The organism is Glycomyces buryatensis, from assembly GCF_004912275.1.
Classification (GTDB): domain Bacteria; phylum Actinomycetota; class Actinomycetes; order Mycobacteriales; family Micromonosporaceae; genus Glycomyces; species Glycomyces buryatensis.
On record NZ_STGY01000003.1, the window covers coordinates 1 to 16,913 of the forward strand.

Genomic DNA, 16,913 nt, shown 5'->3' on the forward strand with positions numbered 1-16,913 from the left:
TTGCCCAGCGACAGGTCGCCGGCGGTGACGCCCGACTGGGGGCCCTCGCCGATGTGGTCGCGGTTGTCGCAGACCTGCCCGAAGGACTGGGTGAAGACGTTCTGGCCGCAGATCTGCCAGTGGGCGGCGCTCGAGGCGTCGATGTTGAGCAGGCTGACGGGGCCGGCGGCCACACCGGAGTTGGTGGCCATGGCGGGGGCTGCGGCGAAAGCGGCGGCGCCGGCGGCGACGGCCGCAACAGTGAGAACCTTGCGCATGATGCTAGTTCGTTCCTTCTTGGTTGTGCGCCCGTGAATCCGGGCGGCTTCTTCTCTGGATTCGGCTGGGCTTCATGGGAAGTCAGCCGGTGTGGGCCTGGCCGCGCGTCGACGCGCCGGAGACCGTCCGGCTCTCGACCAAGAGCCGGCGAACCGGTGGGATTTGCTAACCGCACTGCTGGAGTGAGCTGCTGGTCCCCGCGCCGACGCGCGGAGGCTCTAGTCTGGGGCGACGGACTGCTCGGCGGCACGGTCCATGGGCCGCCCCAATTCCTCGATCACCGTGCGGGCGAACGACACCTGTTCGCCAGCGGTGTTCGGGGAGACATTGACAGCGGAATGTCCACTGTCCACACTGATACCGGCGGTCGAGCCAGTGGCTCCACCGGGGATGATCTTCAGGTCAGGCAGGTCGGGGCCGTCGTACGACCATGGCTTTTCGGTGTTCGCGCCTGGTTTGCCCTGTGCGATTTCGGAACCGGATCGGTCTGTCTCCCGCAGGCCGTCTGCGGCTGCGGAGCACTCGAGGGCGGCGGCCGGCCGGCCGCTGGACACTCGTTCGAGTGCCGCCACCGCCTCGGTGGAGCCAGGATCCGCTAGAAGCGTGGTGAAGCTCGGCTGTCCCTGTCCGCCGGCGTGGACGCTCCCGGGCGTCGTCTCGCCGCCGGCCCCAAGGCCATCGGTCACCAGTCGCGCCAGCACATCGACCTGATCGGTCGAGGTCGCGACAGTCTCATAGACACCGGACACCACGGGGGCGGGGGTCTCCGCAATGGAGGCCGTACCCTTGACCAGGGTTCCCACCAGTGGTGTCACGACTTCAGCGGTGCTGTCTCCGACAGACTCATCGTCTATATCGAGCAATCCGGTTCTGGCGTCACCACGCAGCGCGGTGTGCACGGTCTCGTCCGTCTCGGTCACCAACGACCCCACCGGTTCGGTCAGACCTGACACCAGCCCGGTGGCCGCCCCCTCATTCGCGGTTGCCCGATGTCCCTGCTGGTTCTGCGGGACCAGTCGCGCGGCCAGGCGCGACGTGTCGGACACCTCTGCGACGAGCGGATCGGCCACCGTGGCAAGGTCTGTCGCCTCGGGGGTTTCGTCCGATGCCCAAGCGGCACTTGCCTTGCCGGCGGCTCCCAAAAGCAGGAAGCCGAAAATTCCGAGCGCGGCACCGAGGAGCAGCCGGGACACGCTGAAGCGGCGAGTGAACTCGCTGCCCCGCATGATGATCCCCATGACTCCCCCGTCGTCCTGAACCTGAGCGCGGGCGATTCATCCACCCGCACTTACAAGAACGAATCTGTCGGAATCGGGGATACGGGGTGTTCAGGATTTTTCAGGAGAATTTCGGTGATGAGCGCTCATATATGCCGAGCCGTCGCGTTCCATGACGATTCATCGGCCTCTCGGCGCACGAAAAACCGCCATCTCACTAGTGGTGACCTGCCCCACCAGGCACTGGTTAACAGACTGTTACCGGAATCCCAGCTAACGTGAGGCTTGAAACCCTCATCCTCGCAGGTGAGACGCTATGAAGTTGAAGTTCGCGTCGTTGCCGGTACGCATCTAGTACACACTACTACGCGTCGGAACGCAAGGCCTTGGACTTGGCTCGTTGCAGCCGGGCCGCCGCGCGGGCCTTGTCGAGCCGCCCGGCGACCTCGTCGAGCCGGTCCGGGAACAGGTGCCCGTACGTGTCCAGAGTGATCGTCGCCTTGGCGTGCCCAAGCATCGTCTGTACGACTTTCACGTCTGCGCCCTCGGCGATCGCCAAGCTAGCGGCCGTGTGCCGCAACGCATGTGGGGTGATGTCCTTGCCCTTGAGTCCGGCCGCAGCGACGGCAGGCGCGAAGTGGTGGCGGCGCCAGGTGTCGAGGCGCAGCGGCGATCCCGAGTCCGTCGTGAACACGTAACTGTCGGGTTCCCGACACTCTTCGATCAGCGGCTTGAGTTCCGCCGCCACCGACGCCGGTAGCGCCACCGTGCGCGACTCCCCCGACTTCGGGGTGTCCTCGTACAGCCCGCCCTTGCCCTCGATCAAGGTGGCCTCGATACGGACCCGGCGCCGCTTCAGGTCGACGTTGCGCGCCTTGAGTGCAGCCGCCTCCCCAATGCGCAGCCCGACATAGGCGAGCACCAGGACCAGGACCCGTGAGGCTCGCCCTGTCGTCGCGTCTGCGAGCGCTTCGACCTCCTCGGCGGTCAGGAACACCTTGCGCGACGGGGCGGCCTTGGGCGGCTTCACGGATCGCACCGGGTTCACCGCGATGCGTTCGGGCACACACCATTCCATGATCCGGGCCATGATGCTGTACGCGAGCCGCTTCTTGTCCGCTCCCCCGTCGAGCGCGCCCAGCCACACGGCGATGTCGTCGCGGCGTACCCGGTCCACCTGTACGCCACCCCACCGCGGCAGGATGTGCGCGTCGATCATCGTGCGGTACAGCTCCAACGTGGAGCGCTTCTGCGTCGACTGTGCCGCTAGCCAAGCCTCGGCGACGTCGCGCACCAGCACACGCCCGGCGGACGGGTCACGGTAGGCACCTGAGGACAGCTCGGATTCGATCTTCGCGGCCAAGGCGTCGGCGTCGGGCTTCCGAGCCACCGCCTTCGCCCGCGCCTTCCCGTCCGGGTCATACCAGCGGACCCGCCACCGCGCCGGCGGCTTCCTACCCGTCGCCTTCGCCCGCTCGACAGCTTCCAGGTAAGCGGCATGCTTGCGCCGGTCCTCAACCCACGCCCGCGCCATAACTCGCCTCCCTCGGCGAGCCGACGACGCAGCCGCTCCGCTTCGCGTTCAGCGCCAGACCCCATGTGTATGTCCACCTCAGGAGCGGTGGCGTCATCGTGAGCCACAACCACGACAACCGCAGGCCGGTCCGTCAGACGGTCCATGACTGCCCGCTGCGTCTCGTGCTTCAACCCCCGGTCATAGGGCCGATTCTCTTCGAGGAACGCCGCCGGGCGCGCCTCGCTTCCGGGGAGCGGGTCCGTCCCGTGAGCCCACCTCCACACGATTTCCCAAGGCGCCGAGACCTTCTCGGTAAGCGGCACCGACTTCGACGTGTTGATCATGTCGGCTTCGACGTTGGCCACCTCGTCGACGCCAGGCAGCAGCAACGTCACCGGCGACACCTCAAGTGCGATCGCTAGCGCAACGAGGTCATCGACATCGACGCGCCGATCGCCCGCCTCGATCTTCGTAATGGCAGTGGAGGCGACGGGCCGCCCGATCCCCGTCATGGCGTCTGCTACCGCACGGGTTGACATGCGCTTCCGGTCGCGCAGCTTGCGCAGGTTCGCCCCCACTGTCCGGCCGATCGAAGCTGGCGTATTCGGTCTCTTCGTTGACTCAGTTGATCCCATCATCGGAGTATGTCACACCAAGTTGCGCGCAGTCGAGTACCTGTGCGATACTTCCAACATCATTGAGTTTGCTCCGAACTTGGGAGCGATCAGACCGAAGAGGTGCGAAATGGCAGCCGCTGAGACATGGCTCGACACATCCGAGCTCGCCGAATACCTCAAGATCCCGCGCCGCACGCTGGACACCTGGGCCTACAAGGGGACCGGCCCGAAGTACACGCTCATGGGCCGCCACCGCCGGTACAAGCTTTCGAACGTCGAGAGGTGGGCCGACGACCGCGCCAAGGGTGGTGCCGCGTGACGCAGACACGAGAAAGCCGCCCCAGTGCGACGAACACCGGAGCGGCAGAAAAGCAGGTCGGCGAGACCACCACCAGCGTAACCCGCGCCGACAGCCGCCGCATCCTCAAGGTCGCCCGCCGCGCCCTCGGCGCCGCACTCGCCCAAGCCGATCCCCACCCCGACCTCATCGCAGCCGCCGGCCTCGTCATCGAAGCGGGAGGCCGTCGTGGCTGAGACCGCCTACGACCGCCTACGCGAGGCACTCGCCCGCCACGGCTCCCGCATCGAGGACAAGGCGCCGGGCGACTTCATGGCCCAGTGCCCGGCACACGAGGACCACAACCCGTCCCTGCACGTGACCGGCATCGAGGGCCAGGCGCTCGCGCACTGCTTCGCCGGGTGCGCGAATGACGCCGTCCTCGGTGCGCTCAACTGGGAACCTCGTGACCTGTTCGACAACCCCAAGGGCGCCGAGTATCGCTACGACGACGGCAGGATCGTCCACCGCAGTCCTAGCAAGAAGTTCAGGCAGTCAGGCAACCTCGGCGGTACGCCGCAGCTGTACCGATCCCGCAAGGTCGCCCGCGCCGTCGCCAACGGCGAGCGGGTGTTCCTCGTAGAAGGGGAGAAAGACGTCCACGCGCTCGAATCCATCGGAGCCGTAGCCACCACGGCCCCGATGGGCGCGGGCAGCTTCGGCAAGGCCGACGTAGCCCCGTTGCAGGGCGCCGTCGTCGTCGCCGTCGTCGACAACGACGGCGACGCCGGCCAGAAGTGGGCCGACGCCGTGCGCGCCAGGCTCGACGGCACCACCAAGGGCTTGCAGTTCGTCAAGGCCGCCACTGGCAAGGATTCAGCCGATCATGTCGCGGCCGGGCGCGGCCTGGCCGACTTCGTACCCCTCGGCGATCCCGAAGGGCACGACGCGCTCGCGCTCGTCGAGGAGTTCATCAGCAAGTACACGGTGTTCCCGTCGCCGCACTGTCTCACGGCAGTCACGCTGTGGGCGGCGCACACGCACGCCATTGACGCGTTCTACACCTCGCCGCGCCTGGTCCTGGACTCGCCGGAGCCCGGCAGCGGCAAGACGCGCGTGCTGGAGCTGCTCAACCTGGTGTGCCACAACCCCAAGCTCATGATCTCCTCGTCGACGGCCGCGATCTTCCGCAGGCTTGCCAAGGGCACCATGACCGTACTGTTCGACGAGGTCGACGCCATCTTCAACGTCAAGTCCGCAGGGAACTACGAGGATCTTCGGGCGCTGCTCAACTCCGGCTATAAGCGCGGCGCCACCATCGACCGGTGCGTGGGCGACGCCGCCAAAATGGACGTTCAGGAGTTCAAAGTGTTCTCGCCGGTCGCCCTCGCGGGCCTGGCGGGCAACATGCCGGGAACCATCATCACCCGCGCCGTCGTGATCCACATGCGCCGCCGCGCACCTGGCGAGAAGGTCGCGCCCTTCCGCGAGCGCGACGCCGAACCCGAGGCCGACAAGATCAGGGCAGCGCTGGAGTCCTGGACGCGGTCAGTGGCGGGCGCGCTCGCCGACGCGAGGCCGGTCATGCCCAAGGGCGTGGAGGATCGCCCGGCGGAGGTGTGGGAAGCGCTGCTCGCCGTCGCCGATGCCGCCGGTGGGGAATGGCCCGGCCGCGCCAGAGAGGCGTGCAAGCACTTCGTGATGGGTTCCAGCACCGAGGGACAGTCACTCGGAGTGCGACTCCTCGCCGACATCCGCGAGGCCTTTACCGTTCGCGACGACGAGGGGAAGGCGACGGGCGAAATGCTCGATCGAATGCCGTCGGAAGAGCTCGTGGACGCACTAGTCAGGATGGAGGAGGCGCCTTGGGCGGACCTATACGGCAAGCCTCTCAACATGGTCCGGCTGTCGAAGGAGTTGAAGCGCTATGGGGTCTCTCCGACCGTTTTCAAGCTCAATGGGGATTCCCGCCGCGGGTACATGACCGAGCCCAGCAAGGTCAGTGTTGGCCTTCATGATGCGTGGCGCCGGTACCTACCCGCAGATAGCAGTAACCAGCGTAACCAGCGTAACCCTGCTGGTCAGACGGTTACACCTTCAAGCGCGGTTACACCTTCACCTGTAACCGCGCTTGAAGGTGTAACCGGTTTGACCAGCGAAGTTACGGCGGTTACGGCGGTTACGCCATATTGCCGTAAGTGTGGCTTCAACCCATGCAAGCAACGGGCCGGATGCCCGACACAGATCACCGAGGAGCACACCCAATGAGCACACCCGACGCCGCCGCGATCCACCGCGCTGCAGGCCTCCTCCAAGCCTTCGGCGACAACGACCACCACCACTGGACCGCCGTCCTCGCCAACGACCACGCCACCGCAGACGACGGCCCCTACTGGACCTTCTGCGCCATGACCGCAATCGCCGACCGCCTACTCGACTCCATCGCCGAACTCACCGGAGACGACCCCGAAACCGTCCTCACCAGACACACCGAGGCCATAGCGCAACTCACGTTCGACGAGTAGAATCGAGCCATCCCACCGCAACGGGGGATGGCCGCTACGACCCGCAACGGGCAAAGCACCACGCATTGTTCGCACCAGCGGAAGGCCATCCATCATGGCTGTCATCAACTTCATTCCCGAGGTATGGTCCGCAACCATCCTCGACAACTTCAAACAACACGCCGTCATCGAGCCCACCGTCGCCACCGAATACGAAGGCGACGCGACCATGGGCAACGTCGTCCACATCACCTCGTTCGCCACACCGACAATCGTCAACTACGCCGTCGGCACCAGCGGCGTCCGCACCGTCGACCCCGAGGCGCTCAACGACTCCGGTCAGCCGCTCAACATCGACCAAGAGAAAGCGTTCGCGTTCTACGTCGACGACATCGACAAGCGCCAAGCCGCAGGCGGAATGGAACCAGTCACCCGCGACGCCGCCGCCGGCCTCGTCGAGGACGCCGAAACCTTCCTCGCCGACCTCATGCTCGCCGACGGCACCGACCGCACCAACGCCGAAGCCATCGAAGGCGAAGGCGCAGGCAACGAGGCATTCGAGGTAGTCAAGCGGCTCCGCACCGAGCTGTCCGCCTCCCCCATCAAGGCCCCCCTGTCAGGGCGCACCCTCCTGGTCAACCCGGAGTTCTCCGCGTTCCTCCTCGGCGCCGACTCGAAACTCACCAACGTCGACACCAGCGGCGACGCTGCAGGTCTGCGCAACGCGACCATCGGACAGCTCCTCGGCTTCAGGGTCGCCGAGACCTCCCTGCTCAATCCCGGTTCCGCTACTTGCATCGCTTACCATCGCTCAGCGATCGGTTACGTGAACCAGGTCAACACGATCGAAGCGCTCCGCGCACAGAACAAGTTCGCCGACATCCTCCGAGGACTCATGGTCTACGGCGCTCGGGTGCTTCGACCCACCGCCGTTCGCTACTGGACCGAAGGCATCGGCAGCTAAGACACCTTCAGTGTCAGGCTCCTCCTGGCCCTGACACTGAGGGAAACTGAGGCCTGCGGTCATGACTCCACCGCAGGCCTCAGCAACACCAACAAGACACCGACGAGCACTGACCAGCCGCTACACACCGTCATCACCTGGTGGGAGGGACCCCGAGTCCCCCAACGCTAGGAGACCGCGGAGGAGGGCCGCGCGTGGTGCCGCACCTAAACGAGTTTTCGCGTACGCCATACGCTCACCCTGTGTGATTGTTTCGGCGCATAGACCGGGCCCGGCTCCACCTCCTGGCGGCCGGGCCCTTACCTGGACATGCACAACCCGCTGGAAGTCGCTTAGAACGGCTCTCAGCGGGTTGTGTTTTGCCTGGTCAGATGTATTTTTAGTCCGATCGTAAGGGTCAGTCTCTGGCGTACGCTGCCGCCACTAGGACGGCTTGCTGCACGCGGCCTATCAGCGTCGAGCGTGACGACGACGGGAGGTTGACGCCCGTCGGCAGGGTCCACCGGATCCCGTCGATGTACCCGTCGTGGTGCTCGGCGGTGAGGATGTCGCCGCCCGAGTACCGGACGACGACGGCGGCGTCTTCGATGTCGATCCAGGCGGCGAGCGGGTCAGCGCAGGCGGCCTCGACCTGGACGGTGACGGGAGTGACGGTGGTGGTCATGTCGTACCCACCTGGGCCCGCAACCGGTCGATGCCGAGGCTCAACTCTTCCCGCACGAGCTCGTCGTCGGGCAGTTCGTTGGCCAGTGTCAGACGGCCGCCGCATTTGACGCCGACGGTGCCGGAGGTCGGCTCGGTGTAGCGGAGCCAGATCACCTCGCCGCACGTCTCGCTCATGATGCGTGACGCCTCGATCGTCGTGCCGCGCCAGGCGAACACTCCGAGGGTGCTCATGATGCGGCCCGCCAGCGTGCGAGCGCGGGGTAGATCATGGACAGCCACTGGTTGCGGTAGTGGGTGGGCTCCTCGTCCCCATCGCGGTTCCATACGACGTGCTCGGCGTCCTTGCTGATGGTGCCGAGGTCCCGAGGTTTGCCGGCTCGGACGATGACGATGCCGGCAGTGTCGTTGCCGAGGTCGACCAGGCGTAGGCCGGTCTGGTCGTTACCCCACGTCCCGAGGAGGTTGCCAGGGAGCCTGTCGAGCAGGCCGTCAAGGTGGTCGGTGGTCATGGTGGGTCCCCTCCGTAGCCGCTGCGTTCGGGCCGCCCACCCGGTCAACTAGCGCCGGGATCAGCACCGGCAGCGCCGACGGCCTTGCAGGAACCGTAAGGGCGCTGGGGAGAGCGAAGAGGTACAGAGCGGGGCACCATGCCAATGGGGACAGACTGTCCCCCTCAAGACCCGGCGAGGACTCCGAGGCGCTGAGCTAGTCCGCGAGCCTCACGCTCGATGAGCTTGCCGCCGGAGACGATCAGTTGTCCGGAGATATTGCGCGCCAAGGGATGGCATCGCATCGACTCCTCACTGACTGAGGCAGCACGTTGCAGAACGTGCAGGGCGCTGGTGTGCTCGCCCTGCTGTGCATAGGCTCGGGCCGTTTCCAGCCACAACCGCGCCCGGCGGTCCACTGAGGGGATCACGTCGGGGTCGACGGCACCGGCTTTGTCCAGTGCGGTTCCGCCCTTGCGCAAGTCCACACTCACCGACACCCCGGTCAGTTCGGTATTCGCCCGACCGAACAGGGTCCAGGCGTGCGCGTACGCCGTCGGCAGGCGTGTCGACATGGCCTCGGCCTGGTCGAGCCGGTGGAGGGCGTCACCCTCGCGGCCGAGGCGAGCAGCGGTAATCGAACCGTGCAGCTGGCACGCACCCCACAGCGCCCGAAGGTCGTCACTGCCGGAATCCAGGTAGGGCGTGAGGATGCGGACGGCGTCGTCGGCCAGGCGGAGCGCTTCGTCTTCGCGGCCATTACGCCAGACGTTGCCGACGACCCAGGCCGCGCCTGCGAGCGCTTCGGGATGGTCGGCTTGCTCGGCGGCACTCATACACCGGTCGGCAGTCATCCACAGGAGAGCGGAGTCTGAGACCCAGGCGAGGACTTGCTCTGCGAGGGCGTAGGCGCCGACGAGTACGAGGTTCGCTTGCCTTCGTTCCTGCCCTTCGAAGATGCGGGCAGCTCGGCGGCCGTCGCGGATGAGTTCGGGGAGGATGCGCCCGACGTCGGCTCGCGGTGTGGCCGAGGTGTGCCAGATACGCCAGGCGCGGTCCAGGAGCTGTTGCAGCGCGGCGAGGTCGGGGCGGGCCCGGGTGTCGATCGCCAGATGTGTTTCCTCGATCGCCTCGCGGATCGCAGGGACGGCGGGGTGCGCTTCCTTGCGGGGGAAGCCGATAGCCACAGGGTCGTCGCCGGTCAGCTCGGCGACATTGCCGACGCCGAGGATGTCGGCGAGCTGGATCAGCATGGGCAGCCGTGGCGGCAGCCTCTCGCCGCTCTCGATCTTCTTTAGCCAGTCAGGAGACTTGCCGACGAGACCAGCGACCACCGGGCGGGTCATGCCCCTGCGGTCGCGGATGATCCGGATTCGCTCCCCTACCGGCTTCCCGGCGAGTTCGTCGACCTGCATAGCGCACCTCGATTCGCGGAGCGCCTCATCGTGTGCCCCCGGCCCGTCGGCCGGGGGCGATTCCTCCGCGAAGAGGCGTGATTCCCAGCCTACAGCGAGTCCTGTCACATGCCACCGTGCCAAGGTGAAGGCCCGCCCCGGGGTGGTCCTCGGGACGGGCCCTTACTTGTTCTATGCCTCCTTACGGGCCTTGTGGATCGCCAGGAGTGCCAAGGCGCCGACGGTCACGAGTCCGTCGACGGCGATCGGTCCGAGGGTGGCCGAGATCGGGTCCTCACCCCAGTAGGCGAGCAGGCCGGACATGTGCCGGTAGGACACGACAGCGGCAACCAAGGCGACCGCGCCGACGGCACCGAACCTGATGAGCGAGTAGCCGATCGAGGCCGGCCAGCGGACCCGGGCCATGGTCTCGATGCTGACGACGAGCGCGACGGGCCAGAATGCCGAGCCGAGGACTTGCGGCAGGGAGCCGCTGCCGTCGGCAAGGACGGTCCAGGTGTGCAGCACGTTCGCCGCGACCGAGGCGCCGATCCCGAGGACGAGTGCGAGCCACGCGACCGCCGCCGCGCCCCGCGGTTGTGCCGGGACTTGCCGGTCGTCGACCTCGGCGGCCGGCTCCGGCTTGACAGCGGCAAGATCACTTGCCGCTTCGGTGCGCCCCGAAGCGCCGGAGGCAGCGGTGTCGTTAGTAGCGACGCCCTTGAGGTTGCCGTTCGCGTCGATCTCGCCGCGCTCCATGAGGAGCGCGGTAGCGGAGAGGCCGGGGTTACGCGAGGCCAGAGCGAACTGCGTCCGGCGGTCCTCCTCAGTCTTCACTTCCTTGATGCGGTCGCGGCCCCATCGTTCGGACCGGCCGAACTCGGCGCCGAGCTTCGCGCCACTCAGGGGCTCACCAGCGGCCACAGACGCCCGGTAAGACTCCCGGGCCTCCTCACGCTCGGCCGAGAACTTCTTGCGCTCAGAATGCGTCATGCTGCGTGCCTCTTCTCGATCTCGCGACGCTCGCCGAGCAGCTCGTGAATTTCGTCGAACGCGGCCTTGATCCTCGCGTCAAGCTCGGCCAGGCGCTCGGAACCGTCGACTGCCTTGCGGGGGAACTGGATCACCTCGGCCAGACCGTGTTCGGGGATTTCGTGCTTGGCGCTCATCGGGTCGCCTCCCCAGCGTCGGCGGCCTGCTCGGCACGGAGCGTGCGCCACTTCTCCCGCAAGAGGTCGTCGAGGGCGTCGTACGCCGCGGTCACCTCCGGGTCGTCGAGGATGGCGTTGGTCCCGGCGTCCTCGTCGAGCTTGAACTTGCCGATCACCTCGTCGAGGTACGTGCTGGTCACGTCGTGCGCGGCCTGGAGCCGGTCGCGCTCGGCGGTGACGGTGTCGAGCTGCTCGTGAGCCTCGTCGAGCTGGTCGACCAGGGAGCCGATGTTCCGGTCGTACAGCGCGCGGAGCTTCGCGTGCGTCTCGCGCAACTGCTCGACCTCGGCGCACAGCTCGATCAGCTGGTCCTCGGCGCGGTGCTTGGTGACCTCGCCGGACTCGACGGTCTCGCGGACCGCGTCGAGGTCGACGGGTTGGGTAGAGTTGGTCATGTCGGTGCCTTCCGTTCTAAGGCCCCGGCTTGCCCGGTCAGCGCTTCTATCGCTGGTCGGGCTTTCGCGTTCGGTACGCATTCGATACGTGCCATGCCACGAAACGCCGAGAATCGTTGAGATTCATCAAGTGCGTTTCGCCTGCTAGATGAGGGTATGAGGCCCGTTCCCGCTGGTACCCGAACCAGGCTGATTTAACAGTCTGTTTACACGCCAACAATGAATGAGAAATTGCTTCTTGGGAGCGTGGCTAGCGACCGGCGCTACCGCAATGAAGGGCTCCTACCTAATGGCAATCAAGGCCGAATACATCTGGATCGACGGCACCGAGCCGTCCGCCAAGCTGCGTTCCAAGACCAAGGTCCTCGCCGACGGCGACGAGCCGGGCATCTGGGGCTTCGACGGCTCCTCGACCAACCAGGCCGAAGGCAACTCCTCCGACTGCGTCCTGCGCCCGGTCAAGGTCGTCCCGGACCCGATCCGCGGCGGCGACCACATCCTGGTTCTGTGCGAGGTCCTGGACACCGACTTCACCCCCCACCCCACCAACTCCCGCTCCGCCACCGCCGAGCTCTCGGAGAAGTACGCCGCCCAGGAGTCCTGGTTCGGCATCGAGCAGGAGTACACCTTCATGGTCGGCTCCCGCCCGCTCGGCTTCCCCGAGAACGGCTTCCCGGCCCCCCAGGGCGGCTACTACTGCGGCGTCGGCGCCGACGAGATTTTCGGCCGCGAGATCGTCGAGAAGCACCTCGACAACTGCCTCGCCGCCGGCCTGCCGATCTCCGGCATCAACGCCGAGGTCATGCCCGGCCAGTGGGAGTTCCAGGTCGGCCCCGCCTCGGCCCTCGAGGTCTCCGACTCGCTGTGGCTGGCCCGCTGGCTGCTCTACCGCACGGCCGAGGAGTTCGGCGTCTCCGCGACGATCGAGCCCAAGCCGGCCAAGGGCGACTGGAACGGCGCCGGGTGCCACACCAACTTCTCCACCAAGGCCATGCGCGAGGACTACGAGCCCATCATCGCCGGCTGCGAGGCCCTCGGCGCCAAGGCCGAGGAGCACATCGCCGTCTACGGTGACGGCATTGCGGACCGCCTCACCGGCGCCCACGAGACCGCCCACTACACCGAGTTCTCCTACGGCGTCTCCGACCGCGGCGCCTCGATCCGCATCCCGTGGCAGGTCGAGAAGGACAAGAAGGGCTACCTCGAGGACCGCCGCCCGAACGCGAACATCGACCCGTACCTGGTGACCGGCAAGATGGTCGACACCGTGTGCTCGGCCCTCGAAAAGAAGGGCCTGGTCTAAACCGGCCACGGCTCGGTCCTCCACCGGGCTCGGCCTCTGACCAGATGAACGACCGGAAGGGGACGCCGCATCGCGGCGTCCCCTTCCGCGTGCTCGGGTACCCCATTTGCGCGGATCGCCGCTGTACCCCGGGTTAGCGACGTCCACATAAGTGGTTAATCTGAAGAGCACCCCAGCTCCCGAACCGCGATCGAGGCCAGCACCATGCGACCGATGTCCAAGCCAGAGATATTCGTGAGCCTGGGCGCGGTCTGCGCCGCGACCGTCCTCGGGTACGCGCTCGGCGGTCTCGCGCTGGCCGGATACGGCGCCTTCTCGGCAGCGCTGAGCTGCGCGGTCGGCCTGCTGTGGATCGAGACCCACCGGCTGCGGCGCGCCCAGGCCACCCGCACCAACCGGATCGGCAAGCGCATCAGCTCCCTGGAACGCCAGAGCTCCGAATTGGAGCGCAAATTCGCTGCGCGCCAGGACCAATCCGAAAAGCAGTTGGAGCGGCTCCAGAGCGAACTGGCGAAGGGCGTCAAGCAGCTCGCCGACGCCTCCAAGGCCGGCTCCGACCGCCAGCAGAAGGAACTGCGGGAGCTGCGCAAGGCGCTCGAGACGAAGCTGGACACCGAACTCGCCGCCCGCACCGAGGAGATCACCGCATCCGTCGCGGGTACCGCCGAGCAGACCGGACGTGAATTCGAGGCGAATCTCAAAGAGGTCAGCCGCGACGCCAACCGGATCCTCTACTCGCAGGTCGACGGGCTCCTGGCGCTCTACCGCGACATCGACCCCGACCAGGCGCTGCCGCCGATGCACGGCTGGGCCGTCGCCCCTGACTTCGCCCGTTACCTCTTCACCGAGGTCACCGGCGGCAAGTACGAGCGCGTGGTCGAATGCGGCTCGGGCTCGACCACCGTCATCCTGGCCTATGCGATGCGCACCATGGGAACCGGACACGTCGTCGCGATCGAGAACAACCCCCACTTCGCCGCCGTCACCCGCCACATGCTCGCCGAACGCGGCCTGTCCGCATGGGCCGAGGTCATCGACGCCCCGCTCGCCGAGGTCGACATCGACGGGAACCCGTGGCGCTGGTACGACACCTCGAAGCTCCCCGAGGGCCCCATCGACCTCCTGCTCGTCGACGGCCCTCCCGGCCAGACCGGCCCGCTCGCCCGCTACCCCGCGCTGCCGCTGCTGGCCGACCGGCTCGCACCCGACGCGGTCGTCATGCTCGACGACGCCAGCCGCAAGGACGAGCAGAAGATCAAGCGGCGGTGGCTCGAGGAGTTCCCCGAGTACGGCCACAAACTTCTGCGCAACGACCACGGCACGTTCGTCCTCCGTCGAGACCCGAACGAAACCGCTGCTTGACCCTATTGAGATCCGGTCCGGAAAGTCCGATTCGGAGCACCGATGCCGCCCGCCACACCGCCGCCTCACGGGCCGTGACCGATGGCGCGTGCGACTAGAATGACTGGGACGGCCAGACTGCGGCAGCCCGTCCGCGACACCGTCTCTGCGCAAACACCCCGATCCTCCCGTTCCAAGGAGTCCCGACTTGACGTCCCCGTCCTCGCCCGACTGGTTCCCGGACCAGCTGCTGGCCGACTATGTCGCCATCTTCCAGCGGCGGAGGCACCTGTCGCTCGCGAACACGGTCATCCGGCAGGACTCGGCCGAAGGCGTCGACCTGGTCGCCGCGTATGTGCTCGGCGACCACCGCCGCCTGCCCGGGCTGCTGGAATACGCCAAGTCGCGCCTGCCCGAGGCCATCGACTTCAACCTCAAGCGCATCCACCCGGTGCGGATGGGTTACCTGGCGCGGCTGGTGGCGCTGCGCGCCAAGCGCGACGCCACCGGGCTACGGCAGGCCGCGGACCTCTACGACCTGGCCGCCGAGGTGCACGGCACGGGCAAGCTCTCCACGATCCACCAGGACCTGCGGATCCAGGTCGCCTACCGGCTGGGCGATTCGCAGCACGTCAGCGAGCTGCTGGACGAGCAAGCGAATCTCTCAGACCACGTGCGGGCCTCGATAGAGCTGAACCTGGCCAACCCCGTCCAGGACATGGAGGCGGACTGGTCGCGGTGGCTCGGCCGCTTCGAGGGGCTGCTCCCGCCGGCGAAGTACTCCTTCGAGGGCGACACCGCGCTCGCGCCGATCGACCGCCTCCGGGCGAGGGGCCTGCGCAGCCACCAGGAGGCGACGAGGGTGACCGTGGCGTTCACCTGCTTCCGTCCCGGCCCCGAACTGCTGACCGCGGTGCGGTCCGTGGTCGAGCAGTCCTGGCGGAACCTCGAAATCCTGCTGCTCGACGACGGCTCGGGCGAGGACTTCCATCCGCTGCTCAAGGAATGCGCCGAACTCGACGAGCGCATCAAACTGGTTCTGCTGGAACGCAACCAGGGCACCTACGCGGCACGCAACGCCGCGATCGACCTGGCCGAGGGCGAGTTCCTCACCTTCCACGACTCCGACGACTGGTCCCACCCCGACCGCATCGAGCGGCAGCTGACCCTCATGCGCTCCGAGCCCTCCCTCATGGCGACCACGGCCGTCGGCCTCAAGGTCCGGCCCGACCTCCTGGTCGACCGGCTCGGCCAGCCGGTGGTCGACTCGAGCCTGCCGACGACCATGCTGCGGCTCGCCGAGGTCCGGAAGCGGGTCGGCTACTTCCACCAGATCCGGCGCGGTGCCGACGCCGAATACCTCGCCCGCATCACCGCGGCGTTCGGCCGCTCCGCCGTCCAACACGAGAAGTCCACGCCGGTGGGCCTCATGCGGCAGTCGATCGATTCGCTCTCCGGCGGCGACTTCGGCGCCGGCGGCTGGATGGTCCCCGCCCGCGAAGCCTATAAATCGGCGTATGCCCACTGGCACAGCCAGATCAAGTCCGGCGAGCGCAAGGCCTTCCTGCCGCGCGAGGGCAACACCGGCATCGTCCCGGTCGCACCGCACCTGCTCTCCAACGGCGCCGCCGAGCCCGACGGGGCCCGGTACGACTTCGTCTTCGCCACCGACTGGCGGCCCTACGGCGCCCCCGCCAAGTCCACCATCGAAGAGATCGTGACGCTGCTCGACGCCGGGTACAAGGTCGGCATCTTCCAGCTCGAGACGTACCGCTACATCTCGCCGAACGTCCGCCCACTGTGCAGCCCGATCCAGCAGATGGTCAACGACGGCCGCATCGACCGGTTGCTGCCGGGCGAGAACCACGAGGTCGGCACCCTCGTCATCCGCTACCCGTCGGTGCTGCAGTTCCCCACCGGACGCGAGACCGGCCTGCGCCCCGAGCGAGTCGTCATCCTCGCCAACCAGGCCCCGCGCGAACACGACGGCACCGACTGGCGCTACGTCCCCTCCGCCTGCACCGCACATGCCAAGCGGCTGTTCGGAGTCGACCCGATCTGGGTGCCGCAGGGCCCGCAGACCCGCCAGGCCCTGATCGACGACGGCACGCTCGACGCGTCGCAGATCGCCGCGTTCGACATGCCCAGCGTCGTCGACCCCACCGACTGGGCCATGCCCCGCCGCCGCTTCCGCAGCGCCCTGCCCGTGCTCGGACGCCACTCCCGCGACCACTACACGAAATGGCCCGACTCCGCCGAGCACCTGCTCCAGGTCTACCCGGACGATCCGGCCATCGACGTCCGCATCATGGGCGGCGATACGGTCCCGCTCGAATTGCTGGGACAGCGCTACCTGCCTCCCAATTGGACCTCGTATTCCTATGACCAGCTGCCTGTCAAGTCATTCCTGTACCAACTCGACTTCTGGATCTATTTCCATCATCCGGTCCTGGTCGAATCATTCGGAAGAGCCGTACTGGAGGCGATGGCGAACGGGTGCGTGGTGGTCCTGCCGCATTCGTTCGAGCCGACCTTCGGCCCCGGAGCCGTCTACTGCAGAGAAGACGAAGTCCACGGAATCGTGACCGCCATGCACGCCGATTTCGCCCGTTACCAGGCGCAGAGCGAACGTGGTTTGCGTCATGTTCGCGAGCAATTCAGCCGGCAAAGCCATCTGCGCCGCATCGCCCGTCTGCACGAGGCCCACTGATGGCCGAACCGCAGCTAGGGCACCATTGTAGTAAGCTGCAATCGATCTCCCG

The 16,913-nt window shown here is 67.0% G+C and carries 18 protein-coding genes and 1 pseudogene; 8 read left to right on the forward strand and 11 right to left on the reverse strand.

Features of this window, described 5'->3' with window-relative positions; genetic code table 11:
- The 4 genes and pseudogenes from FAB82_RS00910 to FAB82_RS28750 form a co-directional block, all read right to left on the reverse strand.
- The coding region (locus FAB82_RS00910; protein ID WP_136532660.1) for a hypothetical protein at positions 1 to 257 on the reverse strand (257 nt) is incomplete at its 3' end.
- A 219-nt stretch (positions 258 to 476) separates the two neighbouring features.
- On the reverse strand, positions 477 to 1,496 hold the full coding sequence (locus FAB82_RS00915; protein WP_136532661.1) for a hypothetical protein: 1,020 nt from the start codon (positions 1,494 to 1,496) through the stop codon (positions 477 to 479).
- A 343-nt stretch (positions 1,497 to 1,839) separates the two neighbouring features.
- Positions 1,840 to 3,009, reverse strand: coding sequence for a tyrosine-type recombinase/integrase (locus FAB82_RS00920; RefSeq protein ID WP_136532662.1), 1,170 nt, complete (start codon positions 3,007 to 3,009; stop codon positions 1,840 to 1,842).
- A 386-nt stretch (positions 3,010 to 3,395) separates the two neighbouring features.
- Positions 3,396 to 3,629 (reverse strand): annotated as a pseudogene (locus FAB82_RS28750) (helix-turn-helix domain-containing protein); the annotation flags it as partial.
- 106 nt (positions 3,630 to 3,735) lie between these two features.
- Here FAB82_RS28750 and FAB82_RS00930 point away from each other — a divergent pair.
- The 5 genes from FAB82_RS00930 (at position 3,736) to FAB82_RS28260 (ending at position 7,353) form a co-directional block, all read left to right on the forward strand.
- Complete coding sequence (locus FAB82_RS00930; RefSeq protein WP_136532664.1) at positions 3,736 to 3,927, forward strand: helix-turn-helix domain-containing protein; 192 nt, start codon at positions 3,736 to 3,738, stop codon at positions 3,925 to 3,927.
- Positions 3,924 to 4,142, forward strand: a complete 219-nt coding sequence (locus tag FAB82_RS00935) for a hypothetical protein (protein WP_136532665.1) — start codon at positions 3,924 to 3,926, stop codon at positions 4,140 to 4,142. Before FAB82_RS00930 ends, FAB82_RS00935 begins: the two co-directional genes overlap by 4 nt.
- A 121-nt stretch (positions 4,143 to 4,263) precedes the next feature.
- A complete protein-coding gene (locus FAB82_RS00940) occupies positions 4,264 to 6,153 on the forward strand; it encodes a DUF3631 domain-containing protein (protein ID WP_136532666.1) in 1,890 nt (629 codons plus the stop codon).
- A complete protein-coding gene (locus FAB82_RS00945) occupies positions 6,150 to 6,410 on the forward strand; it encodes a hypothetical protein (protein WP_136532667.1) in 261 nt (86 codons plus the stop codon). Before FAB82_RS00940 ends, FAB82_RS00945 begins: the two co-directional genes overlap by 4 nt.
- Before the next feature lie 94 nt (positions 6,411 to 6,504).
- Positions 6,505 to 7,353 carry a phage capsid protein gene (locus FAB82_RS28260; protein WP_136532668.1) on the forward strand — a complete coding sequence of 283 codons (849 nt, stop codon included), beginning with the start codon at positions 6,505 to 6,507 and terminating at the stop codon, positions 7,351 to 7,353.
- Between the two features lie 397 nt (positions 7,354 to 7,750).
- On the opposite strand, the gene FAB82_RS00955 is transcribed toward FAB82_RS28260, so the two are convergent.
- From FAB82_RS00955 to FAB82_RS00985, 7 genes are all read right to left on the reverse strand, one after another.
- On the reverse strand, positions 7,751 to 8,017 hold the full coding sequence (locus tag FAB82_RS00955) for a hypothetical protein (protein WP_136532669.1): 267 nt from the start codon (positions 8,015 to 8,017) through the stop codon (positions 7,751 to 7,753).
- On the reverse strand, positions 8,014 to 8,250 hold the full coding sequence (locus FAB82_RS00960) for a hypothetical protein (protein ID WP_136532670.1): 237 nt from the start codon (positions 8,248 to 8,250) through the stop codon (positions 8,014 to 8,016). The genes FAB82_RS00955 and FAB82_RS00960 overlap by 4 nt, the downstream gene beginning before the upstream one ends.
- Positions 8,247 to 8,528, reverse strand: a complete 282-nt coding sequence (locus FAB82_RS00965; RefSeq protein ID WP_136532671.1) for a hypothetical protein — start codon at positions 8,526 to 8,528, stop codon at positions 8,247 to 8,249. Before FAB82_RS00965 ends, FAB82_RS00960 begins: the two co-directional genes overlap by 4 nt.
- Before the next feature lie 164 nt (positions 8,529 to 8,692).
- Complete coding sequence (locus FAB82_RS00970; RefSeq protein ID WP_136532672.1) at positions 8,693 to 9,922, reverse strand: helix-turn-helix domain-containing protein; 1,230 nt, start codon at positions 9,920 to 9,922, stop codon at positions 8,693 to 8,695.
- 171 nt (positions 9,923 to 10,093) lie between these two features.
- The gene (locus FAB82_RS00975) at positions 10,094 to 10,894 is read right to left on the reverse strand and encodes a DUF2637 domain-containing protein (protein ID WP_136532673.1); all 801 of its coding nucleotides are present in this window, start codon (positions 10,892 to 10,894) and stop codon (positions 10,094 to 10,096) included.
- Entirely contained in the window at positions 10,891 to 11,070 is a 180-nt protein-coding gene (locus tag FAB82_RS00980; RefSeq protein ID WP_136532674.1) for a hypothetical protein, read from the reverse strand. Before FAB82_RS00980 ends, FAB82_RS00975 begins: the two co-directional genes overlap by 4 nt.
- Complete coding sequence (locus tag FAB82_RS00985) at positions 11,067 to 11,507, reverse strand: hypothetical protein (RefSeq protein ID WP_136532675.1); 441 nt, start codon at positions 11,505 to 11,507, stop codon at positions 11,067 to 11,069. The genes FAB82_RS00980 and FAB82_RS00985 overlap by 4 nt, the downstream gene beginning before the upstream one ends.
- Positions 11,508 to 11,796: 289 nt before the next feature.
- On the opposite strand from FAB82_RS00985, the gene glnII reads away from it, so the two are divergent.
- From glnII to FAB82_RS01000, 3 genes are all read left to right on the forward strand, one after another.
- On the forward strand, positions 11,797 to 12,810 hold the full coding sequence (gene glnII, locus FAB82_RS00990) for a glutamine synthetase GlnII (protein WP_136532676.1): 1,014 nt from the start codon (positions 11,797 to 11,799) through the stop codon (positions 12,808 to 12,810).
- Positions 12,811 to 13,023: 213 nt separating this feature from the next.
- Entirely contained in the window at positions 13,024 to 14,172 is a 1,149-nt protein-coding gene (locus FAB82_RS00995) for a class I SAM-dependent methyltransferase (protein ID WP_168801362.1), read from the forward strand.
- 187 nt (positions 14,173 to 14,359) lie between these two features.
- Complete coding sequence (locus FAB82_RS01000; protein ID WP_136532678.1) at positions 14,360 to 16,861, forward strand: glycosyltransferase; 2,502 nt, start codon at positions 14,360 to 14,362, stop codon at positions 16,859 to 16,861.
- Positions 16,862 to 16,913: the final 52 nt, after the last annotated feature.

Excerpts from the sequence above, each read along its gene's own strand:
- FAB82_RS00915 (WP_136532661.1), bottom strand. The coding sequence starts at position 1,496 with ATGGGGATCATCATGCGGGGCAGCGAGTTCACTCGCCGCTTCAGCGTG.
- FAB82_RS00920 (WP_136532662.1), bottom strand. The coding sequence starts at position 3,009 with ATGGCGCGGGCGTGGGTTGAGGACCGGCGCAAGCATGCCGCTTACCTG.
- FAB82_RS00930 (WP_136532664.1), top strand. The coding sequence starts at position 3,736 with ATGGCAGCCGCTGAGACATGGCTCGACACATCCGAGCTCGCCGAATAC.
- FAB82_RS00945 (WP_136532667.1), top strand. The coding sequence starts at position 6,150 with ATGAGCACACCCGACGCCGCCGCGATCCACCGCGCTGCAGGCCTCCTC.
- FAB82_RS28260 (WP_136532668.1), top strand. The coding sequence starts at position 6,505 with ATGGCTGTCATCAACTTCATTCCCGAGGTATGGTCCGCAACCATCCTC.
- FAB82_RS00955 (WP_136532669.1), bottom strand. The coding sequence starts at position 8,017 with ATGACCACCACCGTCACTCCCGTCACCGTCCAGGTCGAGGCCGCCTGC.
- FAB82_RS00960 (WP_136532670.1), bottom strand. The coding sequence starts at position 8,250 with ATGAGCACCCTCGGAGTGTTCGCCTGGCGCGGCACGACGATCGAGGCG.
- FAB82_RS00965 (WP_136532671.1), bottom strand. The coding sequence starts at position 8,528 with ATGACCACCGACCACCTTGACGGCCTGCTCGACAGGCTCCCTGGCAAC.
- FAB82_RS00970 (WP_136532672.1), bottom strand. The coding sequence starts at position 9,922 with ATGCAGGTCGACGAACTCGCCGGGAAGCCGGTAGGGGAGCGAATCCGG.
- FAB82_RS00975 (WP_136532673.1), bottom strand. The coding sequence starts at position 10,894 with ATGACGCATTCTGAGCGCAAGAAGTTCTCGGCCGAGCGTGAGGAGGCC.
- FAB82_RS00980 (WP_136532674.1), bottom strand. The coding sequence starts at position 11,070 with ATGAGCGCCAAGCACGAAATCCCCGAACACGGTCTGGCCGAGGTGATC.
- FAB82_RS00985 (WP_136532675.1), bottom strand. The coding sequence starts at position 11,507 with ATGACCAACTCTACCCAACCCGTCGACCTCGACGCGGTCCGCGAGACC.
- glnII (WP_136532676.1), top strand. The coding sequence starts at position 11,797 with ATGGCAATCAAGGCCGAATACATCTGGATCGACGGCACCGAGCCGTCC.
- FAB82_RS00995 (WP_168801362.1), top strand. The coding sequence starts at position 13,024 with ATGTCCAAGCCAGAGATATTCGTGAGCCTGGGCGCGGTCTGCGCCGCG.